An 18588-nucleotide genomic window follows, 5' to 3' on the forward strand; every position below is an offset into this window, starting at 1 on the left:
CGTACACGCTGGACTTCAAGATGGTCAAGGACGGAGACATTGACGCCGGGCCTGACGGCTAATGCAACGGCGTTGCACCCCGCGGGACATGACCGGGCAGCTGACGCTGGCGCCGTCGCGGAAGGACGGCGGCGTGGTCTGCGCACGGCCGCTTCGGGCGAGGGTGAAGAAGTCGGCGGCCACGGCGCGGGGACCGTCGTAGGGGGCCGGCTAGGCGGGCGCGGCCGCGGCAGTGCGCCGGGCGGGAGCCATCGAGTGGGTGGGCGCGGGCATGGCAACTCCTGTGCTGAGGTGGCAGGAAGAGTGCGAGATCGCGTCCGGCCGGGCTTTCGCCGGTGGGGCTCGACCACGCCCGCCGATGGCCGGGGGTGGGAGCTGCGTTCTCGATGCCCCGCACACTGGCCTGGGGGCAACCAAGCCGGGCAAGTGCCGGCCGCCAGTGGCGGAGCCCGGCGTGTCGGGACAGACGCCAGGCGGCAGGCCGGGACAGCGGGCGCCGCCGGGGCGGCCTCGGGGACGCAGACGTGTCGGCCGGGGCGGTGGGTGGGTGCGATGGACAGCCAGGGCCAGGGGCGGACTGTTCCTTGCGTTGACGCAGCAGAAGGCGGGCATGGGGCGGCCCCGGTACCGCGAACGCGGAACCGGGGCCGGGGCCGGGAGAAGCCCCCGGGGGGAGCGGGCGGGACGTCCCAAGGCGGGTTAGGGGCGGTCGGGGACGATGCGTACCGTGCGGCGAGGATCGACGTCGCGGCCCTTGGGTCCGTTGACGTGTGCCTTGACGGGAACCAAGACCGGCTTGCACTCGCCGCCCGCCTCGATGATGGCGCGGTGCTGGTGCGGGTTCGGGCAGCGGTTCTGGTGCTTCATCGACACCTCCCAGCGGAGGGTGTCTTCCTTCCAGTTGGGCGCTGGAATGCGGTCGGGTGCGGCGTTGGCGTCAGCTGTGTTGGTCGGCTCTTCCTTGGTGCCGGGGGCTTGCTTGTGGGCGGGCTCTCGGATGACGCGGACACGCCGCTTGCGCGGGGACTGCTTGGTGCGCTTGCTCTTGCGGCTGCGGCCGGGCTTCTTGGTGCCGTGTCCAGGTTCGGCGTGCTGCAGCACGGTCAGTGTGTCCTCGCCGGTGTCGGCATCACCGGAGCTGTCGGCGTCGCGGGCGATGGGTGCGCGCAGATCCCAGAACGCCATGCTTTCTCTTGTCAGTTTCAACGAACTACCGGTAACCATCCGTGTCAATCCGCGACCATCTCCGCGCGCGGATGAGGTGCGGTCAGCCGTGGGCGGTCGGCGGCTCGGACGGGTCGCGCAGGTGCTCCGCGGCGTCGGCGACCCGACGGATCAGGTCGAAAAACTGGGTCTGTTCCTCGGCCGAGAGCGGAGCGAGGAAGACCTGGTTCATGCGGGCGGTGCGCACGGTCAGCTTGCGGTGGGTGCGCAGTCCCTCGTCGGTGAGGCGGAGCACGAAGCGCCGGCCGTCCTGCGGATCGCGCACCTTGTGGAGCAGCTCGCGGCGGCCGAGCCGGCCGATGAGCTCGGCGATGGTCGAGCGGTCAAGACCGACTCGCTCCCCCACGGTCCGCTGGTCGAGTCCCGGCTCGGCGATGAGCGCGTTCATCACGGCGAACTGCGGCGAGGTGATCTCCTCCGAGACCATGGTGTTCCACAGCAGGTAGTGCGCCTGCTGTAGCCGCCTTGCCAGGTGTCCGGGATGGGTGGCGATATCCACGGCGGCCATACGCACTCTCCTGGTCAGTTCGTTCGTGCACTGATCGTACATCGTCCATGTATCGGCTGTCCTGCTAGGCATTCCGCCAGAAAATCAGGCCTTGACGGTCCCGGTCTCCGGTGGCAGCGTGAGCAGCACCTCACGAAATACTCAGTGCACCGATTATCAGTGCACTGATGAACTGAAGACGGAGCTTCACGGATGGACAAGGTGGTCGTCACGGCCCTGGAGGCGGTGGCCGATGTGCCGGACGGCGCGTCCCTCGCGGTCGGTGGGTTCGGACTGAGCGGTGTGCCGAACGTGCTGATCCAGGCGCTGCACGAGCGCGGGGTCGGCGCCCTGAGCGTGGTGTCGAACAACTGCGGCGCGATGGAGTCGGGCCTCACCGTGCTGCTGACCGCCGGCCGGATCGCCCGGGTGACCGGCTCCTACATCGGCGCCAACAAGGAGTTCGCCCGCCAGTACCTGGCCGGTGAGCTGGAGGTGGAGCTGATCCCGCAAGGCACGCTCGCCGAGCGGCTGCGCGCCGGCGGCGCCGGCGTCTCCGCTTTCTACACCCCGGCCGGCGTCGGCACCCAGGTCGCGGAGGGCGGGCTGCCCTGGCGCTACGACGGCTCGGGCGGCGTCGCGCTGGCGTCGCCGCCCAAGGAGGTGCGCGAGTTCGACAGCGCGGAGTACGTGCTGGAGCGCGGCATCCGCACTGACTTCGCGCTGGTGCGGGCCGCGAAGGGCGACCGGCACGGAAACCTGGTGTTCAACAGGTCCGCCCGGAACTTCAACCCGCTCGCCGCCATGGCGGGCAAGGTCACCATCGCCGAGGTGGAGGAGCTGGTCGAGCCCGGCGTGATCGACCCGGACGCGGTGCATCTGCCCGGCGTCTTCGTGCAGCGGGTGGTGGCGCTGACGCCGGAGCAGGCGGCGGACAAGCGGATCGAGCGGCGGACGGTGAGCGGCTGATGGCCTGGACACGTGAGGAGATGGCCGCGCGCGCGGCGCGCGAGCTGCGCGACGGCCAGTACGTCAACCTCGGCATCGGTCTGCCGACGCTGATCCCGAACCATCTGCCCGAAGGCGTCGAGGTGGTCCTGGAGTCCGAGAACGGCATCCTCGGCACCGGCCCGTATCCCACCGAGAACCAGGTCGACCCGGACCTGATCAACGCCGGCAAGGAGACCGTGACGGTCCTGCCGGGCGCCTCCTTCTTCGACTCGGCCCTGTCCTTCGCGATGATCCGCGGCGGGCACATCGACGTGGCCGTGCTCGGCGCCATGCAGGTCTCCGCCAGCGGCGACCTGGCCAACTGGGCGGTGCCGGGCAAGCTGGTCACCGGGATCGGCGGCGCGATGGACCTGGTGCATGGTGCCCGGCAGGTGATCGTGGTGATGACACACACCGCCAAGGACGGCTCAGCGAAGATCCTCAAGGAGTGCACGCTGCCGCTCACGGGCAAGGCGTGCGTGAACCGGGTCATCACCGATCTGGCCGTCCTGGACGTCACCGACGAGGGTCTCGTGCTCGTAGAGACCGCGACCGGTGTGGGTGTGGACGATGTCATCGCCAAGACTGATGCGGAACTGACCGTGGCGGAGGATGTGCTGTGAACCGCACTTACGCCCCGAAGCCCGTGTACCTCGTGGACGCCGTCCGCACCCCGTTCGGTCGCTACAACGGCGGTCTGTCGGCAGTCCGCCCCGACGACCTGGCCGCCCACATCCTCCGCGCGCTCCTGGCTCGCACTCCCTGGCTGGATCCCGCCCGAATCGACGACGTCTACTTCGGTAACGCCAATGGCGCCGGTGAGGAGAACCGCAATGTCGCCCGCATGGCGGCCCTGCTCGCCGGGCTGCCGACCTCGGTGCCAGGCGTGACGATCAACCGGTTGTGCGCCTCCGGCCTAGAGGCGGTGATCCAGGCGGCCCGGGCCATCGCGGCGGGCGACGCCTCTATCGCCGTGGCAGGCGGTGTGGAGTCCATGACCCGGGCGCCGTACGTCCTGCCGAAGCCGGACAAGCCGTTCCCGACCGCCCACACCGAGTTGTACTCGACCACGCTCGGCTGGCGCATGGTCAACCCGGCGATGGACCCGCAGTGGACCATCCCGCTGGGCGAGAGTGCCGAGCTGATCGCCGACAAGCATGAGATTACCCGGGAGCGGCAGGACGAGTTCGCCCTTGCCTCCCACCGCAAGGCCACCGCTGCCCAGGAGCAAGGCCTGTTCGACGCAGAGTTGGTGTCCGTCCCAGTGCCGCAGCGCAAGGGCGAGCCGGTCGCATTCGCCGCCGACGAGTGCGTCCGGCCGGACGCCTCCCTCGCCGCGCTGGCGAAGCTCAAGCCGGCGTTCCGTGCCGAGGGCGGCACGGTCACTGCGGGCAACGCGTCTCCGCTCAACGACGGTGCGGCGGCGCTTCTCCTCACCGACGAGGAGGGGCTGCAAGCCACCGGCCGGGATCCGCTGGCGCGGGTCACCGCGGTCGGCGTGTCCGCCCTCGAGCCGCACTACTTCGGGCTCGCTCCCGTCACAGCCGTCGACCGGGCTCTTGCCAAGGCGGGCAAGTGCTTCGACGACCTGTCGGTCCTGGAGCTGAACGAGGCTTTTGCCGCCCAGGTCCTCGGCTGCCTCGCCGAATGGCCCGAGTTCGACCCGGCGATCCTCAACCCGCAGGGCGGGGCGATCGCGCTGGGACATCCGCTGGGTGCCTCCGGCGCCCGGCTCGCGGGCACCGTTGCCCACCAGCTCGCCAGGCGCGGCTCCGACACCGGCGTCGCCACCCTCTGTATCGGCGTGGGCCAAGGCCTCGCTCTTGTCCTCGAACGCTGAGCACTGCGCCAGCTAGCCCGCCCCGCTCGCGCGCACGGCGCAGCCGCACAGCGATCCAGCTCCGCGCCCGTCGCGGGCACCGTCACACCACTTGGAGTCCCAGGAACACCCCATGAGCCTCACCCAAGCCGACATCGACCTCGAAATCGTCGCCGAGCACGCCGCGCATGAGAAGCGCGTCGCCGACAGCGCGCCCGTCGAGCACCACCCCCGCCGCGACTACGCGCCCTACCGCTCCTCGGTGCTGCGCCACCCGAAGCAGCCCCTGGTCGCCATCGACACCAGCAAGGACCCCGAACTGGTGGAACTGCACTCCCCCGCCTTCGGGGAGCGCGACATCACCGAGACCGACAACGACCTCACCCGGCAGCACACTGGGGAACCGATCGGAGAGCGGATCACCGTCTCCGGACGGCTGCTGGATCGCGACGGGCGCCCAGTGCGCGGCCAGCTGGTCGAGATCTGGCAGGCCAACTCGGCTGGCCGCTACGCCCACCGGCGCGAGCAGCACGACGCTCCGCTCGACCTGAACTTCACCGGCGTCGGCCGCACTCTCACCGACGCCGAGGGCCGCTACCGCTTCACCACCATCCAGCCCGGTCCGTACCCGTGGCGCAACCACGTGAACGCCTGGCGCCCCGCCCACATCCACTTCTCGGTCTTCGGCACGGCGTTCACCCAGCGGCTGGTGACGCAGATGTATTTCCCGAACGACCCGCTTTTCCCGTACGACCCGATCCTACAGTCCGTGACGGACGACGCAGCCCGGCAGCGACTGATCGCCACCTACGACCACAGCCTGTCGGTGCCGGAGTTCTCCCTTGGCTATCGCTGGGACATCGTGCTCGACGGCCCCGCCGCCACCTGGACGGAAGAAGGACGGTGACCTCCATGACGAAGATCGACACGAGCGGCCCGGAGCAGCTGCCGCCCACCCCCTCCCACACGGTCGGCCCCTTCTACGGCCACGCCCTGCCCTTCCGCGGCGGCGAGGAGATCGCCCCACTCGGCCACCCCGACACGGTCACCGTCCACGGGTACGTCCTCGACGGCAACGGTGATCCGCTGCCCGACGCGCTCGTGGAACTGTGGGCGCCGCGCCCCGACGGCGCGGTCGCGCGGGTGGACGGCTCCATGCGGCGCGACCCCGCCACCGGCGGCCACCTCGGCCGCAACGGTGTGGAGTTCACCGGCTGGGGCCGTGTCCAGACCGATGCCGACGGCCACTGGTACGCCCGCACCCTGCACCCGGGCGCCCGTGGGCAGAACGCGCCGTATATCAGTGTGTGCGTCTTCGCCCGCGGTCTGCTCACGCACCTGTTCACCCGCATCTACCTCCCGGACGACCGGGCCTCGCTGGCTGCAGACCCGCTGCTCACCCAGGCGGGCGAGCGGCGCGACACGCTGGTCGCCGGCGACGAGGGCAACGGCACCTACCGTTTCGACATCCGTCTTCAGGGCGAAGGCGAGACGGTCTTCCTGGAGTACCAGTGACACCCGACGCACCCGACGACAGCGACACCGGCCTGCTCGGCCCAGGGTGGGCCGGTGCCCCGGCCGCGCACGCGACGAGCGACACCGCGTACCTGCGGGCCCTGCTCGACGCCGAGGTCGCCCTCACCCGCGCCCAGGCCGCCCTCGGTCTCGCTCCCGCCGAGGCGGCCGCTGCGGTGACCGAAGCGGCCGACCCGGCGAACTTCGACATCCGCTCGCTGGCCGCGCGGACCGCGGACGGCGGTAACCCGGTGATCCCGCTGGTCGCCGACCTGACCGCAGCGGTCGGCGAGGAGTACGGACCCTACGTCCACCGGGGCGCTACCAGCCAGGACGTCATGGACACTGCGACGATGCTGGTCGCTATGCGCACCCTCGGCCCAGTCCTGGCCGGCCTCGGGCGCGCCGAGCGGGCGCTGGCCGGGCTCGCCGCCCGGCACCGGGACACGGTGATGCCGGGACGGACACTCACCCAGCACGCTGTACCGACCACCTTCGGGCTGAAGGTGGCTGGATGGCGCGCGCTGGTCCTGGACGCACGCGACCGCGTCTCCCGGGTACGCGACTCGCTCCCCGCCCAACTCGGCGGTGCCGCCGGGACGCTGGCGGCCTTTCGAGCATTCGGGGCCAAGGACGAGACGGCTCTCACGCGTGCGTACGCTCGGGAAGTCGGCCTCGCCGTACCCGAGTTGCCCTGGCACACGCTGCGCACTCCGGTCGCGGACCTGGCGGGGTGTCTGGTCTTCACGGCGGGGGCACTGGGCAAACTCGCCCTGGACGTCCTGACGTTGTCGCGTACCGAGACCGGCGAGGTGAGCGAGGGCAGTGGTGGCGGCTCGTCCGCCATGCCGCACAAGGCCAACCCGGTGCGCGCCACCCTCCTCGTGTCCGCAGCCCGGCGCGCCCCCCACCTCGCGGCCACGCTCTACGGCTGTCTGGTTGCCGAGGACGAGCGGCCGGCTGGCGCCTGGCACGCCGAGTGGGAGCCGCTGCGCGACCTCCTGCGGCTGGTGGGCGGTGCGGCCGGCCACGTGGCCGGGCTGGCTGAGGGGCTGCGCGTGCATCCCGCCGCGATGCGCCAGAACCTCGGCCTCACCCGGGGGCTGATCGTTTCCGAGCGGCTGTCCGCCGCGCTGGCACCCCGCCTCGGCCGGGCCCGCGCCAAGAAGCTCCTGACCGAACTGGCCCGCCGCGCACACACCGAGGAGCGGACTCTGGCGGAACTCCTCGCCCAAGAGCCGGAGCTGAAGGGCGTCGATCTCGGCGACCTCACCGACCCCGCCCACTACACCGGCTTCGCCGGCCCCCTCACCGACCGTGCCCTGGAGCGACGTTGACCGTGAAACTCCTCAACCACCTCGAAGAAGGCCCGCCTTCCGCCCTCCCGCTGCTGCTCGGCCCCTCGCTCGGCACGTCCACCGCCCTGTGGGACCGCATCGCGCCCGAACTGTCCAGCGCACACCGAGTCGTGCGCTGGGACCTGCCGGGACACGGTGGGTCGGCGCCGGACCTGATCGGTCCCGGCGCCACCGTTGGTGACCTCGCCGCCCTGGTCCTCGCGCTCGCCGACGCGCTCGGCATCGACCGCTTCGCCTACGCGGGCGTGTCCCTAGGCGGCGCCGTCGGCCTGCACCTAGCCGTCCACCATCCCGAACGGCTTTCCTCCCTGGCGGTCATCTGCTCCTCCGCCCACTTCGGCGGCAGCGCGTCCTGGCGGCAGCGGGCCGAGCAGGTGCGCCGGGAGGGCCTACAACGACTAGCGGAGAGCGCCGACACCCGCTGGTTCACCCCCGGGTTCACCGTGCCAGACCTCGTGCGGGACCACCGGGAGGCCGACAGCGAGGCGTACGCCGCTTGCTGCGACGCGCTCGCCACGTTCGACCTGCGCGACCAGCTCGCCGGCATCACGGTACCGACCCTCCTAGTGGCGGGGCGGGAGGACCCCGCGACACCGCCCGCACATCTGCGGGAGATCGCCGACGCGGTGCCGGGCGCGACCCTGATCGAGCTGCCCGACGCCTCCCATCTAGCTCCGGCCGAGTGCCCGCGGGCCGTCCTGGCCGCGCTGCGCACCCAGCTCGACGGGCTGCCCGCGAGCGGGATGGCCGTGCGCCGGGAGGTCCTGGGCGATGCCCACGTGGACCGGGCGCAGGCCCGGCAGACCCCGTTCACCGCCCGCTTCCAGGACTTCATCTCCCGCTACGCGTGGGGCGAGATCTGGACCGACCCGACCCTCACCCGCCGCGAACGCAGCGTGATCACCCTGACGGCGCTGGTCGCGCACGGCCACTACGACGAGCTGGCCCTGCACCTCCGGGCCGCCCAGCGCAACGGGCTCACCCCAGAGGAGATCGGCGCGGTGCTGCTCCAGACCGCCGTGTACTGCGGGGTGCCAGCCGCCAACTCGGCCTTCGCGACGGCCCAGCGGGTCTTGGACGAGGAGGAGGCGGGCTGACGGCGGCGAAGGAGCCCACGCTGGTCGTGGCGGCCGCTGACAACCACCGGCCAGCTGGTTCCGGCGCGGCGCCCGCCTCCCGTAGATGGCTACAGCAGGGTTTCCGCAGGTCCGACATGAGATGGCGGCTGGTACGGAAGTCTCGGTCCGTTGCTGCCCGAGACGTCGTGGGGATGGCGGATGCCGCCGATGCGGGCGGTGTTGGAAGCACGAGGGAAGGCCGCGGCGGTGCGAGGGGAGGTCCGCGCCCGCAGCAAGCAGTTCGACAGCGATTGGCAGGCCCCACCAGCTGCGCCGTGCAGCGCGAGGTCGAGGCCGCGTTCTCCCGAGTCCGCGAGGTAGCCAACGGCGTCAACCCCCAAGACCCGGCTGAGGCCGCAGACGAGCCATTGCGGGCCCAGGACTTGAGCGAGGACGAACTGCGCGACCTGCGGACCACCGCCCAGGGCGAGCTATTGTAAGGCGAGACGACCCTGATCACCTCTAGGGTCACCTCCATCGGCCGTGACGGGGCGGAGGGCATCTACGGTGCTGGTCTGGTATGGCGCGCCCTGCAGTTGGCGAACGGCGCCCGCAGCTCGCTGATGACCTACGGACGCCGATAGGAGGCCGCGATGACTTAGAAGACCACCCCCAGCGAGCGGCTCGCCGAGGAACCGCCGCAGCGGTCCGGGGCTGACCTGGCCCGGGTCGCCCTGCACGCCGGGTACTTCTTTCCCCAGGCTTCGGTGAACTCCAAGAACTGTTCCTCGGCCGCCTCCGCCGTAGGGGCGGTGTAGACGGGCCTGAGGGCCTTGGCGAGTTTGTCCCAGTCCTGGCGGGCGGCGTAGCGGAACGAGTTCCGCAGGAGGTGGACGATGCAGGTCTGGACAATCGTTCGAGGCCAGACCGTCTCCACCGCGTCGGGCAGGCCCTTCAATCCGTCGCAGACCAGCATCAGCACGTCCTCGAGGCCGCGGTTCTTCAACTCGGTGAACACCTGAAGCCAGTACTTCGCCCCCTCGCCGCCGTCGCCGGCCCAGATACCGAGGATGTCCCGCTCGCCCTCCACGGTCACCGCCATGACCAGGTAGATCGGCCGGTTGGCGACCTGCTGGTCGCGGATCTTCACGTTGATCGCATCGACGAACAAGACCGGGTAGACGCGGCGGTTTCCATCGGTCGTCGCGACAACCCGATGGAGGCCACGTCATGCCCAGGTACGCGCCGAACCAGCTGCCGCTGAGTGTGCCTAAGAGGTCCTAACAAAGGCGTTGGACGTGGCGGTAGGTGATCAGGCAGGTGGCGAGACCGAGGAAGGCCTCATGGATGTCGTCGCGCCGTTCCCAGCGGATGCGCAGGCGACGGAAGCCGTGCAGCCAGGCGATCGTTCTCTCCACGACGTACCGGAAGATGCCCAGGCCGGAGCCGTGGGGTTGGCCGCGTTCGGCGATGACGGGGCGGATGCCGCGCTGCCACAGCAGCCGCCGGTACTTGTCGTGGTCGTAGCCGCGGTCTGCGAACAGCATGTCCGGCCGTCGGCGCGGACGGCCGACGACTCCGGCCACGGCGGGGACCTTGTCCAGCAGCGGCAGCAGTTGGGTGACGTCGTTGCGGTTGCCGCCGGTCAGCGACACCGCGAGCGGGATGCCCTGGCCATCGGTGAGGACGTGGTGCTTGCTGCCCGGCCGTGCCCGGTCGACCGGGCTCGGACCGCTTTTGGGCCCCGGCGGGCCGCCCGCACGTGGGAGGAGTCGATCACCGCCCGCGACCAGTCCAGCTTCTTCGCCGACCGCAGCTTCTTCAGCAGTACCAGGTGCAGTTCTCCCACACGCCGGCCTCGTTCCACGCGGCCAGCCGCCGCCAGCACGTCATCCCCGAGCCGAAGCCCAGCTCCTGCGGCAGGTACTCCCACTGGATGCCGGTATGCAGCACGAACAGGATCCCGCACAACGCCTGCCGGTCCGGCACCCGGGGCCGGCCCTCCACCAGCTTCGGCCCCGGCTCGGGCAGCAACGGTTCGATCAGCGACCACAGTTCGTCCGACACGATCCAAGGCCGCGACTGTCGTTTCCCCACGACCAGACCAACGACCCTCCACGCCGAAAGGCACGTGATCAACAACTTCTGTTAGGACCTCTAAGAGGTACTTCGAACTGCGTAGAGGTGGCCTGAAAGGGGCAGCCGCTGCCCGCCAGGTGGGCGTATCCGTCAGCTGCGGGTCGGTGTGGTTCATCAAGGCTGGGAGCATGATCTTGCCCGACAAGCCTATCGATGCCCGTTATCTGACCCAGGACGACCGGATTGCCATCGCCGATGCTGTGCACGCCGGCCGCTCCGCGGCCGCGATCGCCGACGAGCTCGGCAAGCACCGCTCCACGATCTACGAGAGCTGAAGCGCGGCCGCAAGGCCGACGGCGCCTATAACCCCTGGTGGGCCCACAACCAGGCGATCCTACGCAGACGACGCCCGAAAATTGAGAAATTCCAGGCCAGTACGGCACTGCGCAAGTTCGTCAACGACAAGCTTCAACAGCACTGGTCCCCGCAGCAGATCTCGCGTCAGCTCGCCCGCCACCACGCCGGCGATCCGGTCCTCAACGCCTGTCCGGAGACGATCTACCGTGCCCTCTACAACGGGCTCCTCGACAAGCGCACCGCCAAGCTACGCACGGCACGCACCCGCCGTCGCAAGCAGCGCCGTGGCATACCCCTCAAGAACGCCATCCCGCGCATGCGGCTCATTCACACCCGTCCGCGCGAGGCCGACAATCGGAGCATGGCCGGTCACTGGGAGGGCGACCTCATCATCGGCAAGGGGTACGCCTCCGCGATCGGCACCCTGGTCGACCGGGCCACACGCTACGTGCGCCTCATCCACCTGCCCCACGGCTGGAAGGCGCCGCAGGTACGCGACGCACTCGCCGAGCAGACCGCGCAACTGCCCGCCGCGCTGCGACGCACCCTCACCTGGGACCAGGGCCGCGAACTCTACCTGCACGAGGAGATAGAGGACATGACCGGCTTCCGGATCTACTTCTGCGACCCGCACTCGCCCTGGCAGCGAGGCACGAATGAGAACACGAACGGACTGCTGCGCGAGTACTTCCCGAAGCGGACCAACCTGGCCCGATACACAGCGCACGACCTTGCGCAAGTCGCCCGCCAGCTCAACGAACGCCCCCGCCGCGTCCTCGGCGACCGCACCCCTGCCGAGGCCATGCGAGACTGGTCAACGGCACTCGCTTACGACTGATTCGCAACGATCACTGGAAACCGCCCGCGGTCCAGCGGGCGGCTCTGCCAGGCGGCCATACCGTCCATGACCTGGTCGGTGATGGTGGAGATGGTCTGCTTGGACACTTCAGCCCCGTAGACCTCGGCCAGATGGGCGGCGATCTCGCCGTGCGTGAGCCCTTCGCGGACAGCGACAGCACCATCTCGTCGACTCCGGTGAGCCGCCGCTGCCGCTTCTTGACGATCTGCGGCTCGAACGTGCCCGAGGTGTCACGCGGGACCTTGATCTCGACCGGCCCGACGTCGGTCAACACGGTCTTGGCTCGGCCCCCGTTGCGGGAGTTGCCGCTGCCACGGCCGACCGCATCATGCTTCTCATAACCGAGGTGATCGGTGATCTCACCTTCCAAGGCAGATTCCAAGACCCGCTTGGTCAGCTGCTGCAGCAGCCCACCCTGCCCGGTCAGCTGCAGCCCCTCCGACCGGGCCCGCTCCACCAGCGTCGCGACCAGTTGCTCGTCGGACACGGGCGCAGGCTGCCCGGACTGGGCACTCTCGACAGGCTCCACGGTCTCCAACTCCACGTCAGTATCAGACACTTGACGTCTCTCCCATGATCGTCGGATCCGCCGTTAGATTTACACTCCCCTCGCAGTGGTTCCGGCGTCGAAAGTGCTCACCTGCTGGCGGCTACGTCACCGAGTCCCTCCGACCCGGCAGGTCCCATTAGGCATCGGGAGCGGCGTGAACGCGGCGCCCCCCGACGAAGGTCTGCTGAACGCGGGAGGCACCGATCTCGTCTGCGGGGTGGGCAAAGATGTCACGGTCCAGGACGGTGAGGTCGGCGAGCTTGCCGACGGTGATGGTTCCGGTGTCGTCGAGGTGGTTCACGTACGCGCTGCCGGCGGTGTAGGCGGTCAGCGCAGCGTGCAGGGTGATGCGTTGCTCGGGGAGGAAGACGGGCCGCTTCGAGCCTGGTTCGTGCCGGTTGACGGCGGTGTGCAGGGCGGCGATCGGGTCGGGGCTGGAGACGGGCCAGTCGCTGCCCGCCGCCAGGGTCGCGCCGCTCTTCACCAAGTCCGCGAAGGGGTACTGGCGGGCGGCGCGCTGCGGGCCGAGGAACGGGATGGTCAGCTCGTCCATCTGGGGTTCGTGGGCGGCCCACAGCGCCTGGATGTTGGCGGTGGCGCCCAGTTCGCGGAAGCGGGGGATGTCGGCGGGGTCAACGACCTGAAGGTGGGCGAGGTGGTGCCGGTTGTCGGTCCAGCCGTTGGCGCGGCGCGCGGCGGCAACGGCGTCGAGGGCTTCGCGTACGGCGCGGTCGCCGAGAGCGTGGAAGTGGACTTGGAAGCCCTCACCGTCCAAGTGGGTGACGACGGAGGCGAGTTGGGCCGGGTCGATGAACGAGATGCCGGTGTTGTCGGAAGCGCAGCCGCAGGCGGTGAGATAGGGGGTGAGCATGGCGGCGGTGTGGTTCTCCGCAATGCCGTCCTGCATGATCTTCACGGTGTAGGCATTGAGCCGGCCGGCGGTGAACTTCTTTCGGCGTTCGAGGAGTTCGGGCAGTTGCTCGAGGCCGTGGGCCCGGTCCCACCACAGGGCACCGCGGACCCGGGCGGTCAGCGTGCCGTCGTGCGCGGCGCGCAGGTAGGCGGGGGCAGGGTCGGCGGTGGAGGCGTGGTCGCCCAGGAGTGCGTCCTGCCAGGCGGTGATGCCGTGGGCGTGCAGCACGCTCTGGGCGCGCAGCAGACCGCTGAGCTGCTCGTCGAGGGTGACGGCGGGGATGTGGTCGGCGACCAGGTGCATGGCTCCTTCCTGGAGCATGCCGGTGGGGTGGCCGTCGGGGTCGCGTTCGATGCGCCCGTCGGCGGGGTCGGGGGTGTCGCGGGTGATTCCGGCGAGCTGGAGGGCGCGGCTGTTGGTCCAGGCGCCGTGGTGGTCGCGGTTGATCAGGTAGACGGGCCGATCGAGTACGAGGGTGTCCAGAAGGTGGCGGTTGGGGGAGCCGCCGGGGAATGCCTCCATGGACCAGCCGCCGCCGGTGATCCACACTTGGTCGGGGTGAGTGTCGGCGTAGGCGCGGATCCGGGCCGTGTACTCCTCCGTGCTGCTCGCGCCGGCGAGCTGGCACTGGCCCATTTCGATGCCTGCGCCGACGGGGTGGACGTGAGCGTCCTGGAAGCCGGGGATGAGCAGGCGTCCGTGCAGGTCGACGATCTCGGTCCTGGGTCCGATCAGGGCATGGACCTCGTCGTGGCCGTCCGCGACGATCCGCTCGCCGCGGACGGCGAGAGCGGTGGCGCGGGGGCGGATGGGGTCGACGGTGTAGATCGGCCCACCGGTGAAAACAAGATCGGCGGCGGTGTCGGCATGCATGTGTGGTTCCTCCGGGAGAGTGGGGGCACGGAATGGGGGGCGCCTAGGAGTGGGCCAGGTGACGGTCAGTCGGTCCTACGTTGTTGGTGGGTTGGACGGGCCGTCGTAAGGTCCTGAGATCCAGAGACGCCGGGTATGGCTTTCAGTCGGTTGCACAAGATGGTTCAGCAGACCTGGCCGCCCGGCGTCTCACGACGACTCGGCTGCTGATTAGGAGCTGTGGGCCCCTGCGGGTGCATCGCTGAGTGGGACCATGCTGGCGAGGTCGTCCGGAACCGCGAATCTCGAACGACCGGAGGAACAGGTGGCCCTGATCTGGGCGGGGACGGACATCGGCAAGACCCACCACCACTGCGTGGTGCTCGACGCCGACGGCAAACGACTGCTGTCGCGGCGGGTACTCAACGATGAGCCGGAGCTCCTGGCCCTGTTCGCCGACGTGATGGCCATCGACGAGGACGTGGTCTGGGCGGTCGACGTCGCAGATGGCATGGCAGCCTTGTGGATCAACATCCTGCTGAACCATGGCCAGCAGCTCGTCTACATACCTGGTCTCGCGGTCAACCGAGCCGCCGCCGGCTACCGAGGCACCGCCAAGACCGATGCCAAGGACGCCATCGTCATCGCCGACCAGGCCCGCATGCGCCGGGACCTGACCACACTGCGGCCTGACGATGAACACGCCGTTGAACTGCGCGTCCTCACCGGCCGCCGGGCCGACATCAACGCCGACCGCACCCGGCGAATCAACCGCCTGCGCGGCCACCTGACCAGCACCTTTCCCGCCCTGGAACGAGTACTCGATCTGGGCAACGTGCTGGTCCTGCTGACCAGCTACCAGACACCCGCTGCTCTCCGCCGCACCGGCCGCAAACGGCTGGAGACCTGGCTCAGAAACCGCCATGTCCGCGGAGCCGAGGCCCTGGCCGAAGCGGCTCTCTCGGCAGCCGACCGACAGCAGACCGCGCTTCCCGGGGAGAAGATCACCACGCAGGTGATCCACGCCCTGGCGAAGGAGGTGATGGGCCTCAACGAGCAGCTCGCCGAGATCGACAAGCTCATTGCGGCCCGGTTCCGAGAGCACGAACTCGCCGAAGTGATCGAGAGCATGCCCGGCATCGGCCCGTTGATGGGCGCAGAGTTCCTCGCGGCGACCGCCGGGGACATGAGCCGCTACGGATCCGCCGACCGGCTGGCCAGCATGGCCGGCGTCGCTCCGACCCCCCGGGACTCGGGCGGCGTCAGCGGCAACCTGCACCGGCCGCGTCGCTACCACCGCGGCCTCCAACGCGTCTTCTACACCTCCGCGCTGATCAGCATCCGCAACTGCGATGCCTCGCGGCGCTTCTACGAACGCAAGCGCGCCGAGGGCAAACGCCACGTCCAGGCGGTCCTCGCCTTGGCCCGTCGACGCGTGAACGTCCTGTGGGCACTGATTCGTGACGGACGGTGCTACCAAGACGGACTCCCGGTCACAGCGGCGGCTTGACAACGTCATTAGGAGGTCTGGTCCATGGGCAGGGCGATGGCGTCGGCGTCCGTGCCGTGGCCGGTGGTGAAGTAGGCGGAGCGGCGGCGCCATTTCGCGTAGCCGGCCGCGATCAGGCCGCTGATGATGAAGAGCGACGGGACTAGCAGCATGAACCAGCCGTTGTCCGGGGTCGCCTGGAAGTGGTGGCTCGTGGTCGCGTACTGCCAGGCGAGGTAGGCGCCGAGCCCGAACAGGATCAGCGCGCTCAGGGCCGGGACGATGACCGAGCGCAGTGCCTCGGTTGGGCCTTCGTGCAGCGCGCTGCGGAACCGCACGGCGCAGGCCAGGGCTGTGAGCCCGTAGTACAGGGCGACGACTAGTCCGATGGAGTTGACGGCGGTCAGGATCACCATGTTGATCTTCGGGATGCCGACCGCGAGGACCGCGACGGCCGCGGACAGGGCCATGATCACGATCGTGCCGGCGGCCGGGGATCCGAACCTGGGGTGGATCTTCGTCCACATCCTTCCCAGTGTTTGGTCGCGGCCCATCGCGAGCGCGCCGCGGGCGGTCGGGATGACGCTGGACTGCAGCGAGGCAAAGGCCGAGCACATCAGCGCGGCCAGCGGCAGGGACGCCCACGGTTCCGGAGCGAGCTTGCCACCGAGGAAGGCGAGCGCCTGCGGGCCCTGGGTGATCAGTTCGCCGTTGCCCATGACACGCTGGAAGGCGATCGCGGCGAACACGAAGAGCCCGAGCATGGCCACCAGCGCGATCAGTCCGCCGCGGGAGGCGTCGGCGGCGTCCTTGGTCTCCTCGTTCACGGTGAACGCCGCGTCCCAGCCCCAGTAGATGAACACCGCCAGCACCAGGCCCTGCGCGAGGGAGTGGAGTGAGCCGATCGCGAAGGGGTTGAGCCAGTTGAACGAGAACGACTGGTGCCCTGTGATCAGCGCCCAGATGCAGAACATCAGCAGCACGGAGTACTCGAAGGCCAGCAGCCACCACTGCAGGCGGGTCGCCGACCGTACCCCCGTCACGGCGGTGATCGTGACCGCGACAAGGGCCACCAGGCCGACCACGGTGCTGACGCCGGTCGAACCGGGGTCGAGAGCGACGCCGAGCAGGCGGTGCAGATGGACCTTGTTGGCGAACTGCAGGATCACCGAGCCGGTGACCGCACTGGTGTAGGCCATGAAGACCACGTTGGCGACCAGCACGACCCAGCCCGTCAGGAACCCGGGCCATGCGCCTAGCGAGCGCCCGACCCAGGTGTAGCCGTTGCCGCAGTTCGGCTCGGTGCGGTTCAGCCGCGCATACGACATGGCGATCCCGAAGATCGGCAGGAACGCGACAATCAACAGCGCCGGTGTCTGGCGGCCCGCGTACACCGCCAAGGCGCCGATGCCGATGCCGATGCTGGTCGTCGCCGCGGTACTGGACGCGGCGATCGCCATCCCGTCCCACACGCCTAGCGTGCGCCGCATCGTTGTGTCGGAAGGCCCGGTCTCGGGAACAGTGGCCAAAGCGCGCTCCTTGTGTGGAACCCCACCGTCCCGGCCCAGGCGATGGCGCCGGGCCCGGCAAGCAGGCGGTGGTGGACGAGTGGTGTGCGCCGATAGAACAACCCCGCCACATTTACGTCAATAAGTTGTCGTAAGATGTTCGCGGGATTGTCCGCGCCCTGGAGCAGGGGCGGCGAACCGCCGTATCAGGAGGCTGCTATGACCGCATCTGATCGCGTCCCCGTCAGGCGCCGGCGCCGGCGCCCGACGCGCACCGGGACCGTGCTGAGCGAGGACCTGATCGTCGCGGCGGCGCTCGAGCTGATCGAGGCGCCCGGCGGCAATGCGCTGACGGTGCGCCGTCTCGGGGCGGCGCTGGGCTGCGACCCCAGCGCCGTTTACCGCTACTTCGCTGACACCGACACCCTGCTGCTCGCCGTCGCCGACAAAGTGATCGGCGAGTCCCTCGCCGGGTTCACCTCCGGCGGGGACTGGGTCGCATCGCTCCGGGACTTCGGGGTGCGTGTCCACCGCTCGGTGCTGCGGCACCCGCGCCTGGCCGCCGTGCGAGCCTCTCGGGTGACCGCCGGTCCCGCCGAGTCCCGGGCCGTCGACACCGGGATCGGCATCCTTCTCCAAGCCGGGTTCGGCCCCGCCGAGGCGGTGCGCCACTACCGTATGTTCATCGATACGGTCCTCGCGCACGCCGCTGTCGACGCGGACGTCCGCGATCTGAGCGAGCAGCAGCGCGATCAGGAGAGCCGGGTCTGGCAGGAGGTCAATTCCCACCTGCCCGCCGGGCAGTACCCGAACCTCCACCAGGTGCGCGAGCATCTACACCTCATGGGCGGCTCGCCATTCCCCGACACGCTGGACGCGCTCCTGGCGCACCTCACCATGCTGCGCCGACGGCAGTCTCCGCCCATGTCCTAGTACTGCAACGGTGCTTGCCGTGACTGCTGGCCAGCTCAGTCGTTGGTGTGGTTATGGGTGGGGACCTTGCTGATGTCGGCCTCTGGACCGGTGAACTGGACGTACTGCATGAGCGGTTTCTACATCGGTTCAACCGGGAGGAGCCGCGTCAGTCGGCCCTGGCTTACATGCGGGGCCTGATCGCTCCGCTGGAGCGGAAGAACGGGTGGACGCTGGCGGAGGAGGCCGGGCACGCGGGTCCCGATCGCATCCACCGGTTGCTGAACCGGATCGAGTGGGACGCCGACGAGGTCCTGGACGACGTGCGCGACTACGTCGTGGAACACCTCGGTGACCGTGATGCGGTCCTGATCGTCGATGACACCGGCTTTCTGAAGAAGGGCGTCCGTTCGGCCGGCGTGCAGCGGCAGTACTCCGGCACCGCAGGGGCTTGTATTTCAATTAGTGCTTGTTCAGGCGGAGTTGGTGGGACGGTGGACCATGACCGTGCGTCCACCCGTCTCCGCCTTGCGGGCCAAGTTCGATCGGATTCTGCCGCATCTCGACGAGCGCCGCCGTCGGCTCTACCTGGCTAGCGAGGCCGCGGCCATCGGCCAT

At 69.6% G+C, this 18588-nt stretch carries 16 protein-coding genes and 4 pseudogenes; 13 read left to right on the forward strand and 7 right to left on the reverse strand.

Going from position 1 to position 18588, the window contains the following annotated elements:
* Positions 1-699: 699 nt before the first annotated feature.
* Positions 700-1185, reverse strand: coding sequence for a hypothetical protein (locus tag AB0A61_RS39885; protein WP_361304205.1), 486 nt, complete (start codon positions 1183-1185; stop codon positions 700-702).
* Between the two features lie 82 nt (positions 1186-1267).
* Positions 1268-1732 carry a MarR family transcriptional regulator gene (locus AB0A61_RS39890; RefSeq protein WP_361304208.1) on the reverse strand — a complete coding sequence of 155 codons (465 nt, stop codon included), beginning with the start codon at positions 1730-1732 and terminating at the stop codon, positions 1268-1270.
* A gap of 192 nt (positions 1733-1924) precedes the next feature.
* Between AB0A61_RS39890 and AB0A61_RS39895 the strand changes: the two genes are divergently transcribed.
* The 8 genes from AB0A61_RS39895 (at position 1925) to AB0A61_RS39930 (ending at position 8951) form a co-directional block, all read left to right on the forward strand.
* Positions 1925-2680: a CoA transferase subunit A gene (locus tag AB0A61_RS39895; RefSeq protein WP_361304211.1), complete on the forward strand. Its 756-nt coding sequence runs from the start codon at positions 1925-1927 to the stop codon at positions 2678-2680.
* Positions 2680-3324, forward strand: coding sequence for a CoA transferase subunit B (locus AB0A61_RS39900; RefSeq protein WP_361304213.1), 645 nt, complete (start codon positions 2680-2682; stop codon positions 3322-3324). Before AB0A61_RS39895 ends, AB0A61_RS39900 begins: the two co-directional genes overlap by 1 nt.
* Positions 3321-4541: a thiolase family protein gene (locus AB0A61_RS39905; protein WP_361304216.1), complete on the forward strand. Its 1221-nt coding sequence runs from the start codon at positions 3321-3323 to the stop codon at positions 4539-4541. The genes AB0A61_RS39900 and AB0A61_RS39905 overlap by 4 nt, the downstream gene beginning before the upstream one ends.
* A gap of 112 nt (positions 4542-4653) precedes the next feature.
* Complete coding sequence (gene pcaH / locus AB0A61_RS39910; RefSeq protein WP_361304219.1) at positions 4654-5427, forward strand: protocatechuate 3,4-dioxygenase subunit beta; 774 nt, start codon at positions 4654-4656, stop codon at positions 5425-5427.
* Positions 5428-5432: 5 nt separating this feature from the next.
* A complete protein-coding gene (pcaG, locus tag AB0A61_RS39915) occupies positions 5433-6035 on the forward strand; it encodes a protocatechuate 3,4-dioxygenase subunit alpha (RefSeq protein WP_361304222.1) in 603 nt (200 codons plus the stop codon).
* On the forward strand, positions 6032-7372 hold the full coding sequence (gene pcaB, locus AB0A61_RS39920; protein ID WP_361304225.1) for a 3-carboxy-cis,cis-muconate cycloisomerase: 1341 nt from the start codon (positions 6032-6034) through the stop codon (positions 7370-7372). Before pcaG ends, pcaB begins: the two co-directional genes overlap by 4 nt.
* The gene (gene pcaD / locus AB0A61_RS39925) at positions 7369-8490 is read left to right on the forward strand and encodes a 3-oxoadipate enol-lactonase (RefSeq protein ID WP_361304228.1); all 1122 of its coding nucleotides are present in this window, start codon (positions 7369-7371) and stop codon (positions 8488-8490) included. Before pcaB ends, pcaD begins: the two co-directional genes overlap by 4 nt.
* 272 nt (positions 8491-8762) lie before the next feature.
* Positions 8763-8951: a hypothetical protein gene (locus tag AB0A61_RS39930; RefSeq protein ID WP_361304231.1), complete on the forward strand. Its 189-nt coding sequence runs from the start codon at positions 8763-8765 to the stop codon at positions 8949-8951.
* A gap of 239 nt (positions 8952-9190) precedes the next feature.
* Here the strand turns inward: AB0A61_RS39930 and AB0A61_RS39935 are convergent.
* Both AB0A61_RS39935 and AB0A61_RS39940 read right to left on the reverse strand, forming a co-directional pair.
* Positions 9191-9634, reverse strand: a pseudogene (locus AB0A61_RS39935) (transposase); the annotation flags it as partial.
* Between the two features lie 97 nt (positions 9635-9731).
* Positions 9732-10554, reverse strand: a pseudogene (locus tag AB0A61_RS39940) (IS5 family transposase).
* 164 nt (positions 10555-10718) lie between these two features.
* Between AB0A61_RS39940 and AB0A61_RS39945 the strand changes: the two are divergent.
* Together AB0A61_RS39945 and AB0A61_RS39950 are read left to right on the forward strand one after the other, a co-directional pair.
* Positions 10719-10865 (forward strand): helix-turn-helix domain-containing protein, encoded by a 147-nt coding sequence (locus AB0A61_RS39945; RefSeq protein WP_361304243.1) that lies wholly within the window; start codon positions 10719-10721, stop codon positions 10863-10865.
* On the forward strand, positions 10862-11725 hold the full coding sequence (locus AB0A61_RS39950) for an IS30 family transposase (protein ID WP_361304246.1): 864 nt from the start codon (positions 10862-10864) through the stop codon (positions 11723-11725). Before AB0A61_RS39945 ends, AB0A61_RS39950 begins: the two co-directional genes overlap by 4 nt.
* 26 nt (positions 11726-11751) lie before the next feature.
* Here the strand turns inward: AB0A61_RS39950 and AB0A61_RS39955 are convergent.
* Both AB0A61_RS39955 and AB0A61_RS39960 read right to left on the reverse strand, forming a co-directional pair.
* A pseudogene (locus AB0A61_RS39955) lies at positions 11752-12218 on the reverse strand (transposase); the annotation flags it as partial.
* Between the two features lie 214 nt (positions 12219-12432).
* Positions 12433-14082: an amidohydrolase gene (locus tag AB0A61_RS39960; protein ID WP_361304234.1), complete on the reverse strand. Its 1650-nt coding sequence runs from the start codon at positions 14080-14082 to the stop codon at positions 12433-12435.
* A 304-nt stretch (positions 14083-14386) separates the two neighbouring features.
* Here AB0A61_RS39960 and AB0A61_RS39965 point away from each other — a divergent pair, with 304 nt between their 5' ends.
* A complete protein-coding gene (locus tag AB0A61_RS39965) occupies positions 14387-15571 on the forward strand; it encodes an IS110 family transposase (RefSeq protein WP_361304249.1) in 1185 nt (394 codons plus the stop codon).
* A gap of 8 nt (positions 15572-15579) precedes the next feature.
* On the opposite strand, the gene AB0A61_RS39970 is transcribed toward AB0A61_RS39965, so the two are convergent.
* Positions 15580-17040, reverse strand: coding sequence for an APC family permease (locus AB0A61_RS39970; protein WP_361304237.1), 1461 nt, complete (start codon positions 17038-17040; stop codon positions 15580-15582).
* A 237-nt stretch (positions 17041-17277) separates the two neighbouring features.
* On the opposite strand from AB0A61_RS39970, the gene AB0A61_RS39975 reads away from it, so the two are divergent.
* Together AB0A61_RS39975 and AB0A61_RS39980 are read left to right on the forward strand one after the other, a co-directional pair.
* On the forward strand, positions 17278-17991 hold the full coding sequence (locus AB0A61_RS39975) for a TetR/AcrR family transcriptional regulator (RefSeq protein WP_361304240.1): 714 nt from the start codon (positions 17278-17280) through the stop codon (positions 17989-17991).
* Between the two features lie 53 nt (positions 17992-18044).
* Positions 18045-18419: pseudogene (locus AB0A61_RS39980) on the forward strand (transposase); the annotation flags it as partial.
* Positions 18420-18588 lie beyond the last annotated feature (169 nt).

The sequence above is a fragment of the Streptomyces sp. NPDC046197 genome (genome assembly GCF_040646295.1).
GTDB lineage: Bacteria > Actinomycetota > Actinomycetes > Streptomycetales > Streptomycetaceae > Streptomyces.